This window comes from Mesorhizobium sp. M7A.F.Ca.US.007.01.2.1, from assembly GCF_003998165.1.
GTDB lineage: Bacteria > Pseudomonadota > Alphaproteobacteria > Rhizobiales > Rhizobiaceae > Mesorhizobium > Mesorhizobium ciceri.
In genome coordinates this window covers 1-16,606 of record NZ_RZQP01000135.1, presented here as the reverse complement: position 1 = coordinate 16,606, position 16,606 = coordinate 1, and the positions used below count along the sequence as shown (strand labels likewise).

The window sequence follows — 16,606 nt, the reverse complement described above, 5'->3', positions numbered from 1 at the left end:
CGCATGGGGTTCGAGCACGGGCTCGTTGCCGAACAGCACGTCGAGGAATTCAAACTGCGGCACGTGCCTGCCCAGCACCACCAGGCAGACAGTGAGCGGCGTCGACAGGATCAGCCCGAGCGGCCCCCAGAGCCACGTCCAGAAAATCGCCGCGACGATGATCGCCAGCGGCGACAGTCCCGTTCGCGAACCGTAGAGCCAGGGTTCGATGACATTGCCGGTGATCAGTTCCATCACCACGAACAGGGCGGCTGTCCACAGCACGAGCGACCAGCCCGGTGCCACGGCCAGCGCCAGGAACAGCGGCAAAAGCATGCCTATGATCGGGCCGATATAGGGAACGAAACGCAGCGCCAGTGCCAGCAGCCCCCACAGCAGCGCATTGGGAATACCGAGGGCCCAGAGCCCGATCGCGATCGGTATGGCGTAGACGATGTTGACGACCAATTGCATCAGGAGATAGCGGCCCACCCGTTTGGCGGCATCCTGAAGCGCCTCGGTGGTGCGGTGGAGGTCGCCGTAGCCGACAAGCCGGATGAAGCGGTCGCGCAGATCCTCCCGCTCGAGCAGCATGAAGATGACGACGACGATGATCAGCCCGGCCGACCCAAGCGGGCTGATCAGCGGCCCGACGACATTCTGCAGGACCTGAAGCGGCCTTTCGTGCGCGACGATCTCGACCGGCACCGGCTCGCGCGGCGGCTTTTCCGGGGCGGCGGCCGGCAGCGAGGGGTCTTGCCTGTCGATCTCCTGGCCGACCCGCTCGACCACCTTGCTCAGTCTGGCAAGGATCCCGCCGCCGACCCCGGTCTCCTTGAGCGAGCGGATCTTGGTCAGGATGTTGGTCTGGTAGACCGGGATGTTCTGCGCCAGTTCGCTGACCTGCGTGGCGACGATGAAGGAGAACAGGCCAAGCGCCGCGAAGGCGCCGAGCACGCTGGCGATGACGGCGGCAATCCGGGGAATGCCGACCTTTTTTAGCGCTGCGACAAGCGGCGCCAGTGCGAAGGTCAGCAGCAGCGCGATGGCGATCGGCAGGAAAACCTCGCGCCCGAAATACAGTGCCGCCACTGTCGTGACGATGGCCGCCACATTGGGCAAAGAGGTTCGCGGATGGGGCGCGGCCGCTGAAAGGGTGTCCCCCAGCCCATCAGCCGGAGACGCCGTGCCGTTTCGACGATTGGCCACGTGATGCCTCCCTGCCAAATGCCATGATCGGGCATATAGAGCGGACGTGCAACTTTAGCCAACGATGAAATACGCCTCGCTCACAGGCAATGATCCGGCCCGCACCGGCCGCTCCCGAAGGGCTAAATGGAAGTCAGGCTCGCCCGATCGGATCAGCGCGCCGCATGCCTGGCCAGCGCGTGCTCGATCAGCACGTCGATGGTCTGGCTGTAGCCGATGCCTGAGGCGGCAAGCGCCTTGGCATACATCGAGATGTCGGTGAAGCCGGGAATGGTGTTGACCTCGTTGACAAGCAGGCTGCCGTCGGTGCGCAGGAAGAAATCGACGCGCGCCATGGCTTCGCAGCCAAGCGCCTGGAACGCCTGCCGCGCCATATCCCTGGCCTTTTCGGCCACATCGGCCGGGACATCGGCGGGCACCTTGACCAGCGCGCCGTCGGCATCGAGATACTTGGCCTCATAGGTGTAGAAGCCGTGCTTGCCGGCCGGAATGATCTCGCCGGGCAGCGACACCGTCAGCGACCCGTCGGCGCGCCCCAGCACCGAGAACTCGATCTCGCGGCCCTCGACGAATTCCTCGATCAACACTTTGCCGTCGTAGCGGAAAGCCGTGTCGATGGCCTGCTCGAAGCCGTCCCTGTCATTCACCTTGCTGACCCCGAAGGACGAGCCCTGGCGCGCCGGCTTGGCGAAGAAAGGCAGGCCGAGCGTCCCGGCAATCTCCTGGAAGGAATGCTTGCCGTTTCGATGCACGGTGATGGAGCGGGCAACCGCCAGTCCCGCCTCGCGCATCAGCCGCTTGGCGACGTCCTTGTCCATGGCGGCGGCCGAGGCGAGAATGCCGCAGCCGACATAGGCGACATCGGCGACCTCGGCATAGCCCTGCACCGAGCCGTCCTCGCCGAACGGCCCGTGCAGCACCGGGAACACGACGTCGATGGGGGGCAGCTCAGGCTGCGTACCATCCCGCGACACCGCAACCAGCCGGCCCTTGCCTCCGGGCAACAAAGCAACCTCCGGGCCGTCTTCGGAGGCCGGCGCCCCTGCCGCCTCATCGCCGATCGCCGCGGCGCGATCGAGTTGTTGCAGCAGCCACCTGCCGCCTCGCGAAATGGCGATCGGCACGATATCGTAGCGCGTCCGGTCGATCGCCTTCAGCACATTGGCGGCCGAAAGGCGCGACACGTCGTGCTCGGCCGAACGCCCGCCATAGAGGATGGCCACTCTTGTCTTGTCGGTCATCGAAATCCCTCGACTGTCAAAAAATCAAATGGCGACGGCAATGCCGCGATTGGCAAAGAAGCGGTCGAAATCGGCCGGTGACAACACTGCGTCTGCCTGTGTGGCGGGCTCATGGCCGGACGGGTTGTGAAAGCGGAAACCTTCGTCGGATGCCGCGGTGATCAGCACCAGATGGCCGCCCTTCGAGGGCGGCTCGCGCTCGGGCCAGCGGATCGAGCTGCTGACCGACGCGATGAAGAAGCGCGTCCGCTGCATGATCGCCGGAATGTCTGATGTGGCGACATTGGTCATCACCTCGGCGCGCAGGCCGAAAGCTTCCTTCACGAAGCTGACGAAGGGCGCGTAGATCAGCCCCTTGATCGATCCCTCATTGACGACATAGCCGCCATATAAGGTGCAGCGCCTGGCAAGCTCGATCGTCGGCACGATCTCGCCGCGGCTGGCCAGGATCATTTTAAGGCAGGCCATGCCGCAGATGTTGGCGGCCCAGATTGCGTATTCGTCGAGGGTCTCCGCCCCGGATCGCCTCCACAGCGGATCGCGCCTGAGCGCAACATCCGCGCCGTCGGCGAGCACGTCCAGCGTCATGTCAGGCGTTTCCCACTGGCTGAAAAACGGCACGGTTTCAGGCGGCGGGCTCATGCGGTCTCCTCGGTCGCTGGTTCCATCTCGTATACGAGGATACGAGATGGATGAAAAGCCGTGACATTCAGTGGCGCGACCCAGAAGATGTCATCTTCCGTTTCGGTCAACCATCGCTGACATCCGGGGTTAGCGGAAGCCTCTCCCGCCTTCGTCATCCACAGGCGGAGCAGGAGAAGCTCCGTCGCGGAGACCCGAGGATGACGAACGTGGTGAATGCTGCGCGCCGCCTACTCGGCCTTCGCCCAGCCGAAAACCAGCCACGCATATTTCGATTTTTCGTAGGGTTCGACAGTGTAGGTCATCTGCATGTCGCCGTCCTTGGCGTAGATATCCAGCCGGGGCGCCGTATCCAGCTCGAGCCACGCCGAACTCTTGCTGAACGACCAGGTTCCGCACCAGACGCAAGGCCCCGACGTCGGATCCCCGGGCTGGTGAAAATTGTAGCGGCCGTCCGCCGTGATCTCCAGATAGTCGAACGCCCCGTAAAACGCGGTCACCGTCTGCTGGAACTCACTGGCGGCCGCTTCCTGTTCCGGTGTCGGCGCATCCTTCATATCGCGCGGCGGCCGGATGGCTCCGCCGTTGAGTTTCCATTTGCCGACAAAATCCTTCTCGGTCGGAAGATATTCCTCCTGGGCCTGCGCCGATGAAATATAAGCAAAGGATGATATACTTGTGAGGCCAACGGCCCCGATCGCAAATAGAAGCGTGGCGGCACAGATCGCCCTTGCTGGGTTTTGCATAAAAAAAATATCTCCACGGGGGGTAAGGGGAGTTTTATTGAAAATTTGTGGCGGACGTTGCTTCGGGACCGATTCCCACCCGCCATTTGCACGGTTAGCATCGGGGCCACCGATCTGGCAACGCAAGGCAGCCTCTCTCCAGCATCGCCCATGCGTCCGCGATCCCGGCCGGCTGAATATCGGCAGCTTAGAAGGTGATCTTCACCGAAGCGGCGCTGCGACGATGCGGGCCGTGATGGACGGCCTCGATGTTGTTGCCGTCCGGATCGAGCAGGAAGGCGGCGTAATAGCCGGGGTGATAGGGCCGTTCGCCCGGCGCGCCATTGTCCGTGCCGCCGGCCGCCAGCCCGGCCTTGTAGAAGCCGTCGACCATGGCGTGGTCCCTTGCCTGGAAAGCCAGGTGATGGCGGCCGGTGAGTTTTCCCTGTGCGGCCCGGCTGTCGGCAGTGGAGACAAACAGCTCGTCGGCCCAGAAAAAGTCGGCGCCGCTACCTCCGATCGGGACATCGAGCGCCTGCAGGACCGCCTCGTAGAAACGCCGGCTGGCCGCGAGGTTTCTGACCACCAGTTGGATGTGGTCGATGAGCCGGCCGCGATGCAATTCCTGGGTTTCCATGAAAACGCCTCCTCGTGTGGGTTCGAATTTAGGTTGGGATAGGGCGTCGTCAATGCGGATACTTCCCAGCAAACAAAGGGCCCGCCGGGAGGGGATCCGGCGGGCCTTTGGAAAGCATGTCTAGCCTTCAGGGGTCTGAGGGGGGATCAGACCTGGTAAGAACCTTTGTTGGCCGCGGAGGTTCCACCCGAACAAAAAAATTGCCGATGGCCCGTCCGCGGAATTCAAGCAATGGAGGCGATTTCTTCGCGAGACCACTCACAGTTTGGAACTTTCCGCTCGCAACCGGGTTTGGTGGCGCGGTGGGAGGAATTGCGATTGGATTGTTTTCAGAGGCTCGAAGCGCTGGTCGACAGCGCCGGTCTCGACGATATCGAGGAAGCAACCGCTCTGCTGCGCCGGTTCAAGGGCAGGTCGCGCGAGGTCGCGGCAGCCATCGACGAATTCATGCTCGATTTCATGACCTTGGTCTTCGTCGTCGAAAACGGCGAAGAAGGTTTCGAAAGGCCGGTCCGCAAGCTCGCTCGCACCAGGCTTTCAAAGCTTGAGCGGCTGGTGACTGTAACGGCGGAGGAAAAGCCGGCTTCCAGCGCCGGCCTATCCCTTCAGGATGGCGGCTAGCCTTGGAATGCCTTCGCTCACCGCGCGCCGGTCGGCGAGCGTGAAGGACAGCCGCAGTGTGTTGCGCCCGGTGCCATCGGCATAAAAGGCGTTGCCCGGCACGAAGGCGACCCGCGCTTCCTTCACCGACCGAGCCAGAAGCTCGGTGGCGTCGGCCCCTTCCGGCAGTGTCACCCAGACGAACATGCCGCCTTCCGGGCGGCTCCAGGTCACGCCTTCGGGCATGTGGGCTTCCAGTGCCGAGAGCAGCCCGTCGCGGCGCTCGCGATAGGCGTCGATGAGTTTTTCCACCTGGCCTTCGAACACGGCTTCGGCGACGCGATGCATCACCACCTGGTTGATCGACGGGCTGTGCAGGTCCGAAGCCTGCTTCATCAGCACCAGCTTCTCGACAATGTGGCGCGGCGCGCACACCCAGCCGACCCGCATGCCCGGCGACAGGATCTTCGAGAACGAGCCGCAATAGAGCGTGCGCGCCTTGTCGATGCCGCCGGACCGGGCACAATCGAGCGCCAGGATCGGCGGCTCGCCCTCGCCGCCATAGCGCAGCGCGCGGTAAGCGGCATCCTCGATGACGGCGATGTCGAGTTCGCCGGCAAGGTCGAGCACCGCCTCGCGCTGCTCACGGTTCAGCGTGTTGCCGGTCGGGTTGGCGAAATCCGGCACCAGATAGGCGAATTTGGCCTTGCCGCCATTGGCGGCCGCCGCCGCGCGATAGGCATCGGGCGTCATGTTGCCGCCGGCCGGGGTCAGCCGGTCGTAGCGCGGCTCATAGGCGTTGAAAGCCTGCAGCGCGCCGAGATAGGTCGGCCACGTCACCAGCGCGGTGTCGCCCGGCGACAGGAACAGCTTGCCGAGATAATCCAGCGCCTGCTGCGAGCCGGAGGTGATGAAGATGTTGGCCTCGTCGCAGGCGACGCCGAGCTTGCCCATCTGCCCGGCGAGCCAGCGCCGCAACGGCAGATAGCCTTCCGAGACCTGGTACTGCAGCGCAGCGCCCGCCTCGGCGCCACCCAGCACATCGGCATAGGCGTCGCGGATCGCCTCGGCCGGGAACAGCGCCGGATCGGGAATACCGCCGGCAAACGAGATGATGTCCGGCTGGTCGAGCAGCTTCAGCAGCTCGCGGATTTCGGACGCTTTCATGCGCGACGAGCGCGAAGCCAACAGGTTCATAAGGGTCACGGCACGCCTCCCCGGACGCTGCAATATAGGTCAACTTGACTGACCTATATCCCCTCTTGGCCGCGAATTGAAGTGTGCCTGAACGGTTTCCCGAATGCGCCAGCGGTGGCGCACTGCTCGAACGCCGCGAGCAGTTCCACAAAAGTGTTGCAGCGTTTTCCGACCGCCTAAAGGCTCTTCTTGTAGCCGAGATGGCTGCCGGTGAAGCCGAGGCTTTCGTAAAAACGATGCGCGCCCGCCCGCCCCTTGTCGGTGGTCAGTTGGACGAGGCTGCAGCCGCACGCCCGGCACGCGTCGATCGCCCATTCGATCATCTGCCTGCCGATGCCGTCCGAGCGCCTGTGGCCGGCGACCCGAACCGCCTCGATCTGGCCGCGCCACGCGCCCTTGCGCGAGAGCCCGGCAAGGAAAGATATCTGCAAGGTGCCGACCACCTCGCCGCCATCCACGGCCACCGCCAGCAGCTGATTGGGATCGGCGTCGATGGCGTTGAAAGCGTCGACATAACCTTGCGCCAGCGGCAAGGAAGCGTCCTCGCGGCCGGCGCCAAGCGGATCGTCGGCCAGCATGGCCACGATATCAGGCAGGTCGGAGGCTTGCGCACGGCGGAAGGTGATCATGGTGTCGAGATATCGCGAGGCGGCGGCAGCGGCAAGATTTGAATACGTTCCCACTAGGCGCGGGCTAAACTTCGCCCTCATAAACCCGCTGCGCCTGCGTCAGCGCCTCATCGAGCCGCGCGCCCTCGGCATATCCAGCCAGGTTCCGTGGCCGCTCCATGTCAGGCATCAGCCTCGGACACGGCTCGGCGGCGCCGACCACCATCCGCACCGGGATGACGCCGGCCCAAACCGGATGCCCGTAATCCTCCTCGTCGTCGCCGACGCCCTTGGCGCGCACCTTCGCCGATGCCTCTTCAATACGCATGCCGATCACCGTCGTCGCCTTGGCCTCCTGCGCCGAGATCGGCCGCAGGGTCTCGCTCCGGCCGGGATAGAAACGGTCGACGACGCCGGCCAGCGCCTTCAGTTTCTCCTGCGGCTCGTCGACGATTCGCGCCGTGCCGAAACACATCGCCGAGCGATAGTTGGCCGAATGGTTGAAGCCCGAGCGCGCCAGCACCAGCCCGTCGAGATGCGACACCGTGAGACAGGCCGGCGTGCCGCCGCGCAGATTGCGCAGCATGCGGCTGGCCGACGAGCCGTGCCAGTACAGCATGTCGTCCTCGCGCCAGTGGATGGTCGGCGTGCAATAGGGCTGGCCGTCGAACGTATAGGCGACATGGCACAGCAGCCCGGCATCCAGCACCGCGAAGACTGCCGCATGGTCGTAGCTGCCGCGCTCGTGCAGGCGCTTGACGCGGTTGCGGCTGGTGGTCGGAAAACTGGCTGGCGTGTCGTTCACGGCTTGCATCCTTGGTTGTCGTCTGCCAACCATGCGCCATGACATTGGTCGATAAAAGAACCAATCCTATGAAGAAAAACCGGACCAATTTTCCGGATTGGTCGGCGCTGATCCCGGTCCTGCCGGGCGACGGCCCGCGCAGCCGCGAGCTCTATGCGGCGCTCAGGCGGCTGATCGAGACCGGCGCGCTGGCCACCGGGGCGAAACTCCCGACCACCCGGGATCTCGCACAGCGCTTCGGCCTGTCGCGTTCGGCGGCGGTTGCCTGTTTCGAAATGCTGATCTCGGAGGGGTTTGCGGTCGCCAAGGTCGGCGCCGGCACCTTCGTCGCGCCTGATGTGCCGCATCTGCCGCTGACGCTGATCAAGCCGCGTCCAGCGGAGATCGACGTCGCGGCGTCGCTAGCTTGCGGCCTTGGCGTTGCGGTCTCCGATCCGCGCACGCTTGATATGTTTCGCATCCTTCTGTCGCGCCACCTCACCCGCCCCGGACCGGAGCATTTCCGCTATGGCGATCCGCGCGGCGGCCTGCCGCTGCGCACGGCAATTGCCACCTATCTCAGGACCGCACGCGGCGTGCGCTGCGACGCCGGCCAGATCGTGCTGACGTCGGGCACGCAGCAGGGGCTGGATCTCCTGGTGCGTGCAGCACTTCGTCCCGGCGATGCCGTCTGGATCGAAAACCCCTGCTATCCCATGGCGCACGCCGTGCTGGCCGGCAGCGGCGCCAGGGTTTTTGGCGTACCAGTCGACGCCGAAGGGCTCGATCCCGAGATCGGCGAAAGCCTGTGCTCCAAGGCGCGCGCGGCCTATGTCACGCCCTCGCATCAATATCCGCTCGGCGTGACGATGACGATGCGCCGCCGTCTCGCTTTGCTCGACTGGGCGCGGCGCAACGATGCCTGGATCATCGAGGACGATTACGACAGCGAGTTCCGCTATGCCGGCCCGCCGCTGACCTCGCTGCAGGGCATGGACGGCTCGGGCCGTGTCGCCTATCTCGGCACCTTCTCGAAAATCCTCTTCCCCGGCCTGCGCATCGGCTATGTCGTGGTGCCCGAAGCGCTGCTCGATGCCGTGATGGCGGTCAGGGCGCGCGCCGACCGCTTCCCCTCGACGCTGGCCGAAGGCGCGCTGACCGACCTGTTGAACGAGGGCCATTTCGCCGCGCATCTCAGGCGCGTGCGCCGCCGGGTGCAAGCCGCGCGCGACGTGCTGGTCGCCGGCCTCGAGACGCATTGCGGCGATGCCCTCGAAGTAACCGTGCCCGAACAGGGGCTGCACTTGATGGCGACGCTGAAGCACGCCGGGCCGGACACAGCGATCGTCGAGGCGGCGAAGGCGGCAGGTGTCGGCGCCAGGGCCTTGTCCTCGATGTTCATCGGCGGGGCGTCCCGGCAAGGCCTGGTGCTGGGTTTTTCCGGGTTTTCGGACGAGGAACTGATGGCCGCGACGGTACGACTGGGTGGGGTGATGGGCCGCAGTCCCGGCCGCCAAACTACCTGATCCTGCTCAAACAATCCTAGGGCGAAGCAGGAGCGCAGCTCCGTCTCGGAGGGCCCCCGGATGACGAAGTCCTCAATCCCCATCGGCGGGCTGGGCCTTGCCGCACTGCGCCAGCACCTTGCCGATGGCCGCGCTTGAACCCTTCAGCGGAAAGCTGATCTCGCCATATTTGGCTGAACTGACCGACACATCGCCCTTGCCGCGCAACAGGTCGAGCAGCGGATCGGCTTTCGCCAGGTTGACCACGAAGTAGTTGTACATGGCCTCCAGCTGCAGCGCCTTAGTTACCGTCTTGCCGTCGGCCTTGAACGCGAACGAACCGCTGATGCCAGGCTCCAATTGCTGGCCGTTGGCGCCGAGATCGTAGCTCAGCACCGGCGTGTCGAAACAGGTCAGCATCAGATACGCATCGCCTTTCGGCCCGCCGCAGACCGAGGCCGTCAGCACGCTGCCGCCCTCGTCTTCCTCCATCCTGGCGCTCCAGCCGCCGCACGACGCGGCAAACGCCGGTTGCGCGGCCTGCAGGACCGCTACCGCACCGGCGACGACGAGATGTGCAACTCTCATGGCTCCCCCCAATTGGCTGCCTCCAGGGCATTTGCAGCGCCCGTCGCCAGCATATAGGAAAAAGCGATCCGATGGCATTGCCCCTTGCGGCAGCCGGTCCTGTTTCGCGGAGAGTTGGATTGAGAGCCTGCATTCGCCTGTGTCTGTCCTTTGCCGCCCTGCTGGCCTTGCCGCTCACCGCTCATGCCGAGTGGAAGCCGGTCGAGAAGATCGAGCCCTACGCGATCTCGGGCCAGTCCGGCGCCGAACTCTACCGCTCGATCGGCGAGAAAGGGCCAAAGCTCGGCATTGCCCGCGCCATCGCCTACACCAATTTCAAGCTGACCTGGGGGCTAAGGGATTACAAGCCCAGCGGCAAGGACTGCGTGCTGACGGCCGGGCGGCCGAAGCTGATCGTCACCTACACTTTGCCGAAACCCTCCCGCTCCCTGCCGCCGGCCGTCCAGAAGAACTGGGACACCTTCATCGCCGGCGTCGCCGCCCATGAGAAGGTGCATGGCGCCAGCATGGTCCAGATGGTCCACGACATCCAAGCCGCGACGGACGGCCTGACCGTAGCCGACGATCCCAAATGCAGCAAGACCAGGGCCGAGGTGGTCAAGCGGCTCGACGCGATCTCGAAGGCGCGGGTGCAGGCAAGCCGCGACTTCGACCGTATCGAATTCGGCAATGGCGGGAATTTGCAGAAACTGGTTTTTTCGCTCGTGACCGGCCCCTGAAGCCACCTGACACGGATCAGGAGGCGGGCACTGATGACTTACCACGAAATGCCGGAGGGACAGCGCCCCCCTCTGTCCTGCCGGACATCTCCCCCGCAAGGGAGGAGATTGTGCTCTCATCTGCTTTCGGCAAATTTCCAGCGTTGCAAGACAGGCGCAGCAATTGAAGCTGCCGATCTCCCCCCTTGCGAGGGAGATGGCCGGCAGGCCAGAGGGGAGTCTGACAGAACTCGGCCCCTTCCAGCTACTGCGGTATGGGCGCGAGGTGCGAGCCCTCACCGCGTTTCCGCGTTCGCCCGCAGCTCCGCCCGCTTCTCGTCCGACACCACGGCCAGATCCAGCACCTTCTGCAATTCGGCTGCATGGCGGAAGGACGGTTCGGCCTGCACGCCCGTGCGCACCGCGTCAGTGAAACGCTGGTAGTTGGTCTCCACCGTGCCGGGGTCGCGCTCTTCCCATATGGCGTTCTCGACATTCTCCCCCACGCATGCCTTGAGCGTCGAACCGTCGAGATTGTGCACCACTTCGATGCCGCCCTTCTCGCCATAGATGCGCAGACGCAGTTCGTTGAGATGGCCTGTTGCCCAGCGGCTGGCATGCACCACGCCGAAGGCGCCGTTGGAAAAATCCAGCGTCATGGCGAAGCTGTCATTGGCGTCGAGTCCGTAGTCGCCGATGCGGTTGCCGGGCGCCTTGTCGAAGGCGCGCAGCCGGCAGAATACATGGTCGATGTCGACGGCTGCGCCATAGCTGGCGAAATCGAGGATGTGGATGCCGACATCGCCGAGCACGCCATTGGAACCGTGGCCGCGCGACAGCCGCCACAGCCATTTCGGATCGGTGCGCCAGTCGCCCCAGAATTTCGACACCAGCCAGCTCTGCAGGTAGGACGCCTCGACATGCCTGACCGTGCCGATCTCGCCCGCTTGCACCATCTGGCGCGCTTTCTGCAGCGCGGCCACATTGCGATAGGTGAGGTTCACCATGTTGACGATGCCGGCGGCCTCGGCGGCATCGGCCATCTCGGTCGCCTTGCCGAAGTTTTCGGCCAGCGGCTTTTCGCACAGCACCGGCTTGCCGGCGGCGATCAGCGCCATGGTGGTCGGGTGGTGGATGCGGTCGGGCGTGACATTGGCCACCGCGTCGAACTCGCCCCATGCCAGCGCCTCCTCCAGCGCGGTAAAGCGGTTGGGAATGTCAAAGCTGTCGGCGAACTCGCCAACCCGCGCCGGATCGACATCGACTGCGCCGACAATGTCGACGCCCTCGATGGCGCTGAAGCGCCGGGCATGTTCCTGCGCCATCCAGCCGGTGCCGAGTATCAAAAGCCGCATTATTTGCTCCTTGGGGTGAGATGCCGGAATCCCCTCCCGGCCGACGCCCTCAAATAGCGCGTATAATGCCGCCGTCGACCCGGATGTTCTGGCCGGTGATGTAGCCGGCGCCCTCCGACGCCAGGAAGGCGATGGTCGCGGCGACCTCTTCCGAAGTGCCGTAGCGCTGCATCGGCACGCTGTCGCGGCGTTCTTCGGTGGCCGGCAGGCTGTCGATCCAGCCAGGCAGCACATTGTTCATGCGCACATTGTCGGCGGCATAGGTGTTGGCGAAGATCTTGGTGTAGGCGGCAACGCCGGCGCGGAACACGGCGGACGTCGGGAACATCGGGCTCGGCTCGACCACCCAGGCCGTCGAGATGTTGATGATGGCCCCACCCTTCTGCTTGACCATCTGCGGCGCCACGATGCGCACCGGCCGGATGACGTTGAGGAGGTAGACGTCCATGCCGGTGTGCCATTGCTCGTCGGTGATCTCGAGGATCGGCGCACGCGGCCCGTGGCCGCCGCTGTTGACCAGCACGTCGATGCGGCCATAGCGCTCCAGCGTCAGGTCGACGAGGCGCTGCAGATCGTCGTTCGACTGGTTGGAGCCGGTGACGCCGAGCCCGCCAAGCTCCTTGGCCAGCGCCTCGCCCTTGCCCGAAGAGGAAAGAATGGCAATCTTGAAGCCGTCCGCCGCCAGCCGCTTGGCCGCCGCCGCCCCCATGCCGCTGCCGCCGGCCACCACCACAGCTACTTTTTCTACACTCATCGGATTTTCCTCTCAGGTTTGCGGGCACCGCAAGCGGTGTTTTCGGGAGTTGAGCGTCGATATAGCTGGTTTTCCCCGTCGGTTCGAACCAGAATGCCTGAAATCAACCTGTAGAAAAACTACTGCATGCCCGAAACCTTCCTCAGCTTGCCGCCGTTGAATGCGCTGCGCGCCTTCGAAGCCTCGGCGCGTCATCTCAACTTCCGCATCGCGGCCGAAGAGCTCAACGTCACGCAAGGGGCGGTCGCCCAGCACATTCGCGGGCTGGAGGCCGATCTCGGCACGAAGCTGTTCGAGCGGCTGCCGCGCGGCCTGGCGCTGACCGATGAGGGCCGCGCCTATGTCCCCAACATCCGCCGCGCCTTCGACCTGATCTCGGAGGCGACGCTGCTGCTTCGTCCCGAGCCGGCGCGGCTGACGATCAGCGTGACGCCGAGCTTCGCCACCAAATGGCTTATCCCGAGGCTGCACGACTTCGTCGCGCACAACCCGCTGGTCGACCTGCGCGTGCTGGCCAGCGAAAGCCTGTCGAGCTTCCAGGCCGACGGCGTCGACATCGCGGTCAGGCAGGGCCGCCCACCCTTCGGCGCCGGGCTGGTCGTCGACCTGTTGTTTCCCCAGCAGATCGTCGCCGTGTGCAGCCCGGCCCTGCTGCCGGCCGGCGCGATCGAGATCGCGGCCTCCGAAATCCAGCACCACGCACTGCTGCACGATGCCCACAATCTGTGGCCGGAATTCATGGAAAAGGCGGTCGGCCTGAAGATGACGACCGAACTCAAACGCATGCGCTTCAACCAGACCGGCCTCGCCATCGACGCGGCGGTGGCCGGCCAGGGCATTGCGCTGGCCAGCCGCTTTCTCGTCGCCGCCGACCTCGCCGCCGGCCGTCTGGTTCAGCCCGTCAGCGGCGAAATGCGCGGCACGCAGGATTTTTATGTCGTGATGCCGAGAAAACAGCGCCACCCCGAGCCGACGCAAGCCGTGCGGCAATGGTTGCTGGATGCCGGAGAGCGACGACCTTTGTCGTGAGACCTTCGCACGCACGGAGACGTCAAGCCGCTTGCCTATGAGGCAACGACGGGCGCACCGCGAAAGATCGCCACGGCGGCAGCGACGATTTCCGCATTGTCCTTGACCGTCCTGCCATCGGCGAGCGTCTTGCCGTCTTCCAGACCGACCCGTGTCGACCAGCGCTGGCGATGCGCAAGCTCGACGAGGGGCCAGACAGTCGTGTCGACGCCATGCAGCAGGATCGGCCGCCGTACCCCGGCGCGCTCGAGTACGGCGGCGATGCCATGCGCTTCATCGAGTGCAGCGGACAGATCGGGGATGTCGATCTCGATCAGATTGCGCAGCACCTGGTTGTGGCCGGGAAGCGCTACGAAGCGCTCGGCATCGGCGACGACGGCAAGCCCCGTCTCGATGCCTACACCACGCTGGCGCAGCAACTCCATCACGGCGGGCGCATCCGGTTCGGACAGGTTGACCGAAGCATAGTCAGGCAGGTCTCGCCAGCCGGCGATCGCCGCGCGGGTCCGCTCGACGTCGTTCTCGATCCAGGCGCCGGTCGACACGCCAACCAGTGTTCCCGGGCAGGTCCGGCGCACCGCCAGCACCGTGGCGTCGACGGCTGCCAGGCTTTCGCGTCCGTCGGTGCCGCGCGGATGGATATGCAGTTCGGCCGCTCCAGCGGCGACGCAGGCTTCCGCATCGCTGGCCATTGCCTCGGCAGTCAGCGGCAGCTTCGGGTGGAAATCGCGCGGACGCGCGCCGTTGATGCAGGCCTGGACGATCATCGATGTCACCTTGCGCAAGGGGCCGCAGTGTAGCTGTGCGGCGTTGAAACTGCCAATCTCCCCCCTCGTAGGGGAGATCGGCAGCTTCAACGCCGCGCGCCTGCTCACAACATTCGGCGGCATTTGAATAAAAGCCGCTTGTGGATATTTACCCGGCGTTCCCTCGTCTCCGGCAAGCTCTTTTCAGGGCGGGATCATGGAGGGACCATTGACCAGCGATTTTTCAGCCGCCCGCATCCACCTCGAACGCGCCTATCATTATCTGCAGGGCAATGACGAGACGAGCCGTGCCGCCTGTGACGCGCTCGATCTGTTGATCGAAGCGGTGACGGAGGCGCAGCACAGGCGACCCGAGGCTGGAGTGCTGGAGTTTCCGCAATCGACGGCGCGGCGAACCGGATAGAAAGTGTCGAGTTTCAGGCCAGTCCGGCCTGGCCTGAAACTCGCCGCACCCGGATCACGATGCCTTGCGGGCCGTCGCTCCCTTGGTTGCGCGCGCGACAATTCGCTCGAGCGGCTCCGGCTGGTGCAGCAAAAATCCCTGGCCGAAGGCGACCCCCATGTCGCTCAACATGGCCAGCGTGTCCTGCCGTTCGATCTTCTCACCGACCACGTCGCAGCCGAGGCTACGGGCAATGCTGGTGATGGCCAGCACGATCTCGCGGTCGAAGCGGCTTTGCGTGATGTGCTCGATGAAGGAACCGTCGATCTTGATCGTGTCGACGGGGAACCGCCGGAGATATTCGAACGAGCTCATGCCGGCTCCGAAATCATCGAGGCCGACCCGGCAACGCCGCTCGCGCGCCTTGCGCACGAACTGTTCGGCGGCATCGAAATTGGTGACGGCGGCGGTTTCGGTGATCTCGAAGCCGATGCCCGAATGCGGCGCCCCGGTTTCTTCTATGACGCTGTCGACGAAGTCCCAAAGCTGCGGATCGCTCAGCGTCTGCGCCGACAGATTGAAGCCAAGCGTCAGCGCCCCCGAACGCAAGGCGGCACCATGCCGCGACAGCGCGGTGCGGATGATCCAGCGGTCGAGCCGCGACGCGATGCCGAACCGCTCGGCCACCGGAATGAACTCGCCGGGTGGCACCAGCCGGCCGTTGCGTGCGGCGAGCCTGGCCAAGACTTCGACATGGCGGCTTTCCTGCCAGGGGCGGCCCAGAAGATGGATTTCCTGGCCAAACAGCTTCAGCCTGCCGTCTTCCATGGCATCGACCGTATCGGCGACGATGCGCGCCGCGTTGAGGCCACCCGAACCCGATGCCGTATCGGTGGAGAAGACGGCAAATCGGTTTCGCCCGGCGGCCTTGGCCGCGTAGCAGGCGTCGTCGGCACAGGCTAGCGCGTCGGCCACCGTCGTGTCGGCGTCATCGACGAAAGCGATACCGATCGAGGCCGCCAGCTTGCGCGACGTGGCCGTCGATCCAAGTTCGGCATCGCGAACCGCGGCAAGTACCGCGTCGGCCAGCCGCCCGGCCTGCGCCGCATCGCAATTGGGCATCAGCAGCGCGAACTCGTCACCGCCCAGGCGCGCGGCATGCGCCGTCGCGGGAAGGCAGCCCAGAATGCCTTGCGCAACGCTTTTCAGTGCCAGGTCGCCGGCCGCGTGGCCGGCAAAATCGTTGAGCGCCTTGAAGTAGTCGAGATCGACATAGAACACGGAAAGCGGCAGCAACCGCGCGGCCGCGATATGATCGGCCAGCAGCCGGTCGAACGCGGCGCGGTTCAAGAGACCGGTGAGCGCGTCATGGCGGGCCGCATAGGCAAGCTCCTGCTCGCGCTGCTTGTCTTCGGTGATATCGCGCACCGTGCCCAGGATCTGCCCCGCCAGCCGGCGGTCCCGGATTTGCGGGTCGGCGATGAAACGCAGCAGGGATTCTATGTGCCGGACCTCTCCGTCGCGCCGCACGATGCGGTATTGCACGGCGGTGACCTTGTCCGTTTCGAGCGGCACCAGATGCGCGCGCGACGCGGCCTCCTTGTCGTCCGGATGCAGATAGCCGAACCAGTGGTCGCGCTCGACTTCGGCGGTGTCGGAGACGAGCCCGAAAATCTCCCTGGTGCGTTCGTCCCAATAACTTTTGCCGCCCGCGAGGTCGTGGTGCCAGATGCCGGTGCCGCTGGCGGCGAGCGCCAGGCGGAAGCGCACATTGACCTGCTCGAGTTCGGCCTCGGCGGCCTTCTGCTTGGAGATGTCGGTCTGCACACCCATCAGCCTGAGCGGCTTTCCCATCGCGTCGCGCTCGACGACGCCGCCGCGATCGAGCACCCACACCCAATGTCCC

Annotated in this window: 18 protein-coding genes; 5 read left to right on the top strand and 13 right to left on the bottom strand. The window is 64.9% G+C overall.

Going from position 1 to position 16,606, the window contains the following annotated elements; all coding sequences use genetic code 11:
* The 5 genes from EN949_RS22265 to EN949_RS22245 all read right to left on the bottom strand — a co-directional run.
* Positions 1 to 1,188: AI-2E family transporter (locus EN949_RS22265; protein ID WP_164782530.1), on the bottom strand; the 1,188-nt coding region annotated here is incomplete at its 3' end.
* Between the two features lie 152 nt (positions 1,189 to 1,340).
* Positions 1,341 to 2,429 carry a D-alanine--D-alanine ligase family protein gene (locus EN949_RS22260; protein WP_127366300.1) on the bottom strand — a complete coding sequence of 363 codons (1,089 nt, stop codon included), beginning with the start codon at positions 2,427 to 2,429 and terminating at the stop codon, positions 1,341 to 1,343.
* Positions 2,430 to 2,453: 24 nt separating this feature from the next.
* Entirely contained in the window at positions 2,454 to 3,071 is a 618-nt protein-coding gene (locus EN949_RS22255) for a C39 family peptidase (RefSeq protein ID WP_024501618.1), read from the bottom strand.
* A 230-nt stretch (positions 3,072 to 3,301) separates the two neighbouring features.
* Positions 3,302 to 3,817: a hypothetical protein gene (locus EN949_RS22250; RefSeq protein WP_013530757.1), complete on the bottom strand. Its 516-nt coding sequence runs from the start codon at positions 3,815 to 3,817 to the stop codon at positions 3,302 to 3,304.
* Between the two features lie 187 nt (positions 3,818 to 4,004).
* Complete coding sequence (locus EN949_RS22245; protein WP_013530756.1) at positions 4,005 to 4,433, bottom strand: VOC family protein; 429 nt, start codon at positions 4,431 to 4,433, stop codon at positions 4,005 to 4,007.
* A gap of 318 nt (positions 4,434 to 4,751) precedes the next feature.
* On the opposite strand from EN949_RS22245, the gene EN949_RS22240 reads away from it, so the two are divergent.
* Positions 4,752 to 5,054, top strand: a complete 303-nt coding sequence (locus tag EN949_RS22240) for a hypothetical protein (RefSeq protein WP_245459131.1) — start codon at positions 4,752 to 4,754, stop codon at positions 5,052 to 5,054.
* On the opposite strand, the gene EN949_RS22235 is transcribed toward EN949_RS22240, so the two are convergent.
* The 3 genes from EN949_RS22235 to EN949_RS22225 all read right to left on the bottom strand — a co-directional run bounded on the left by EN949_RS22235 (position 5,031) and on the right by EN949_RS22225 (position 7,676).
* Positions 5,031 to 6,230, bottom strand: coding sequence for a PLP-dependent aminotransferase family protein (locus EN949_RS22235; RefSeq protein ID WP_206523568.1), 1,200 nt, complete (start codon positions 6,228 to 6,230; stop codon positions 5,031 to 5,033). The genes EN949_RS22240 and EN949_RS22235 overlap by 24 nt on opposite strands.
* 176 nt (positions 6,231 to 6,406) lie before the next feature.
* On the bottom strand, positions 6,407 to 6,859 hold the full coding sequence (locus EN949_RS22230) for a GNAT family N-acetyltransferase (protein ID WP_127366162.1): 453 nt from the start codon (positions 6,857 to 6,859) through the stop codon (positions 6,407 to 6,409).
* A gap of 64 nt (positions 6,860 to 6,923) precedes the next feature.
* Positions 6,924 to 7,676: a pyridoxamine 5'-phosphate oxidase family protein gene (locus EN949_RS22225; RefSeq protein WP_063168570.1), complete on the bottom strand. Its 753-nt coding sequence runs from the start codon at positions 7,674 to 7,676 to the stop codon at positions 6,924 to 6,926.
* 35 nt (positions 7,677 to 7,711) lie between these two features.
* Here EN949_RS22225 and EN949_RS22220 point away from each other — a divergent pair, with 35 nt between their 5' ends.
* Complete coding sequence (locus tag EN949_RS22220) at positions 7,712 to 9,148, top strand: PLP-dependent aminotransferase family protein (protein WP_127371322.1); 1,437 nt, start codon at positions 7,712 to 7,714, stop codon at positions 9,146 to 9,148.
* Positions 9,149 to 9,220: 72 nt separating this feature from the next.
* Here EN949_RS22220 and EN949_RS22215 read toward each other — a convergent pair whose 3' ends face one another.
* Entirely contained in the window at positions 9,221 to 9,715 is a 495-nt protein-coding gene (locus tag EN949_RS22215; protein WP_244506842.1) for a hypothetical protein, read from the bottom strand.
* A gap of 119 nt (positions 9,716 to 9,834) precedes the next feature.
* Here EN949_RS22215 and EN949_RS22210 point away from each other — a divergent pair, with 119 nt between their 5' ends.
* Positions 9,835 to 10,434, top strand: coding sequence for a DUF922 domain-containing protein (locus tag EN949_RS22210; protein WP_063168572.1), 600 nt, complete (start codon positions 9,835 to 9,837; stop codon positions 10,432 to 10,434).
* 275 nt (positions 10,435 to 10,709) lie between these two features.
* Here EN949_RS22210 and EN949_RS22200 read toward each other — a convergent pair whose 3' ends face one another.
* Positions 10,710 to 11,768 carry a Gfo/Idh/MocA family oxidoreductase gene (locus EN949_RS22200; protein ID WP_127366159.1) on the bottom strand — a complete coding sequence of 353 codons (1,059 nt, stop codon included), beginning with the start codon at positions 11,766 to 11,768 and terminating at the stop codon, positions 10,710 to 10,712.
* A gap of 49 nt (positions 11,769 to 11,817) precedes the next feature.
* The gene (locus tag EN949_RS22195; protein ID WP_024501629.1) at positions 11,818 to 12,522 is read right to left on the bottom strand and encodes an SDR family oxidoreductase; all 705 of its coding nucleotides are present in this window, start codon (positions 12,520 to 12,522) and stop codon (positions 11,818 to 11,820) included.
* A 126-nt stretch (positions 12,523 to 12,648) separates the two neighbouring features.
* On the opposite strand from EN949_RS22195, the gene gcvA reads away from it, so the two are divergent.
* A complete protein-coding gene (gene gcvA / locus EN949_RS22190) occupies positions 12,649 to 13,551 on the top strand; it encodes a transcriptional regulator GcvA (RefSeq protein WP_127366160.1) in 903 nt (300 codons plus the stop codon).
* Positions 13,552 to 13,586: 35 nt separating this feature from the next.
* On the opposite strand, the gene EN949_RS22185 is transcribed toward gcvA, so the two are convergent.
* Positions 13,587 to 14,318 (bottom strand): 3-keto-5-aminohexanoate cleavage protein, encoded by a 732-nt coding sequence (locus EN949_RS22185; protein WP_127366161.1) that lies wholly within the window; start codon positions 14,316 to 14,318, stop codon positions 13,587 to 13,589.
* Positions 14,319 to 14,526: 208 nt separating this feature from the next.
* On the opposite strand from EN949_RS22185, the gene EN949_RS22180 reads away from it, so the two are divergent.
* Positions 14,527 to 14,721 carry a hypothetical protein gene (locus EN949_RS22180; protein ID WP_024501638.1) on the top strand — a complete coding sequence of 65 codons (195 nt, stop codon included), beginning with the start codon at positions 14,527 to 14,529 and terminating at the stop codon, positions 14,719 to 14,721.
* Between the two features lie 54 nt (positions 14,722 to 14,775).
* On the opposite strand, the gene EN949_RS22175 is transcribed toward EN949_RS22180, so the two are convergent.
* Positions 14,776 to 16,606: EAL domain-containing protein (locus tag EN949_RS22175; RefSeq protein WP_127371777.1), on the bottom strand; the 1,831-nt coding region annotated here is incomplete at its 5' end.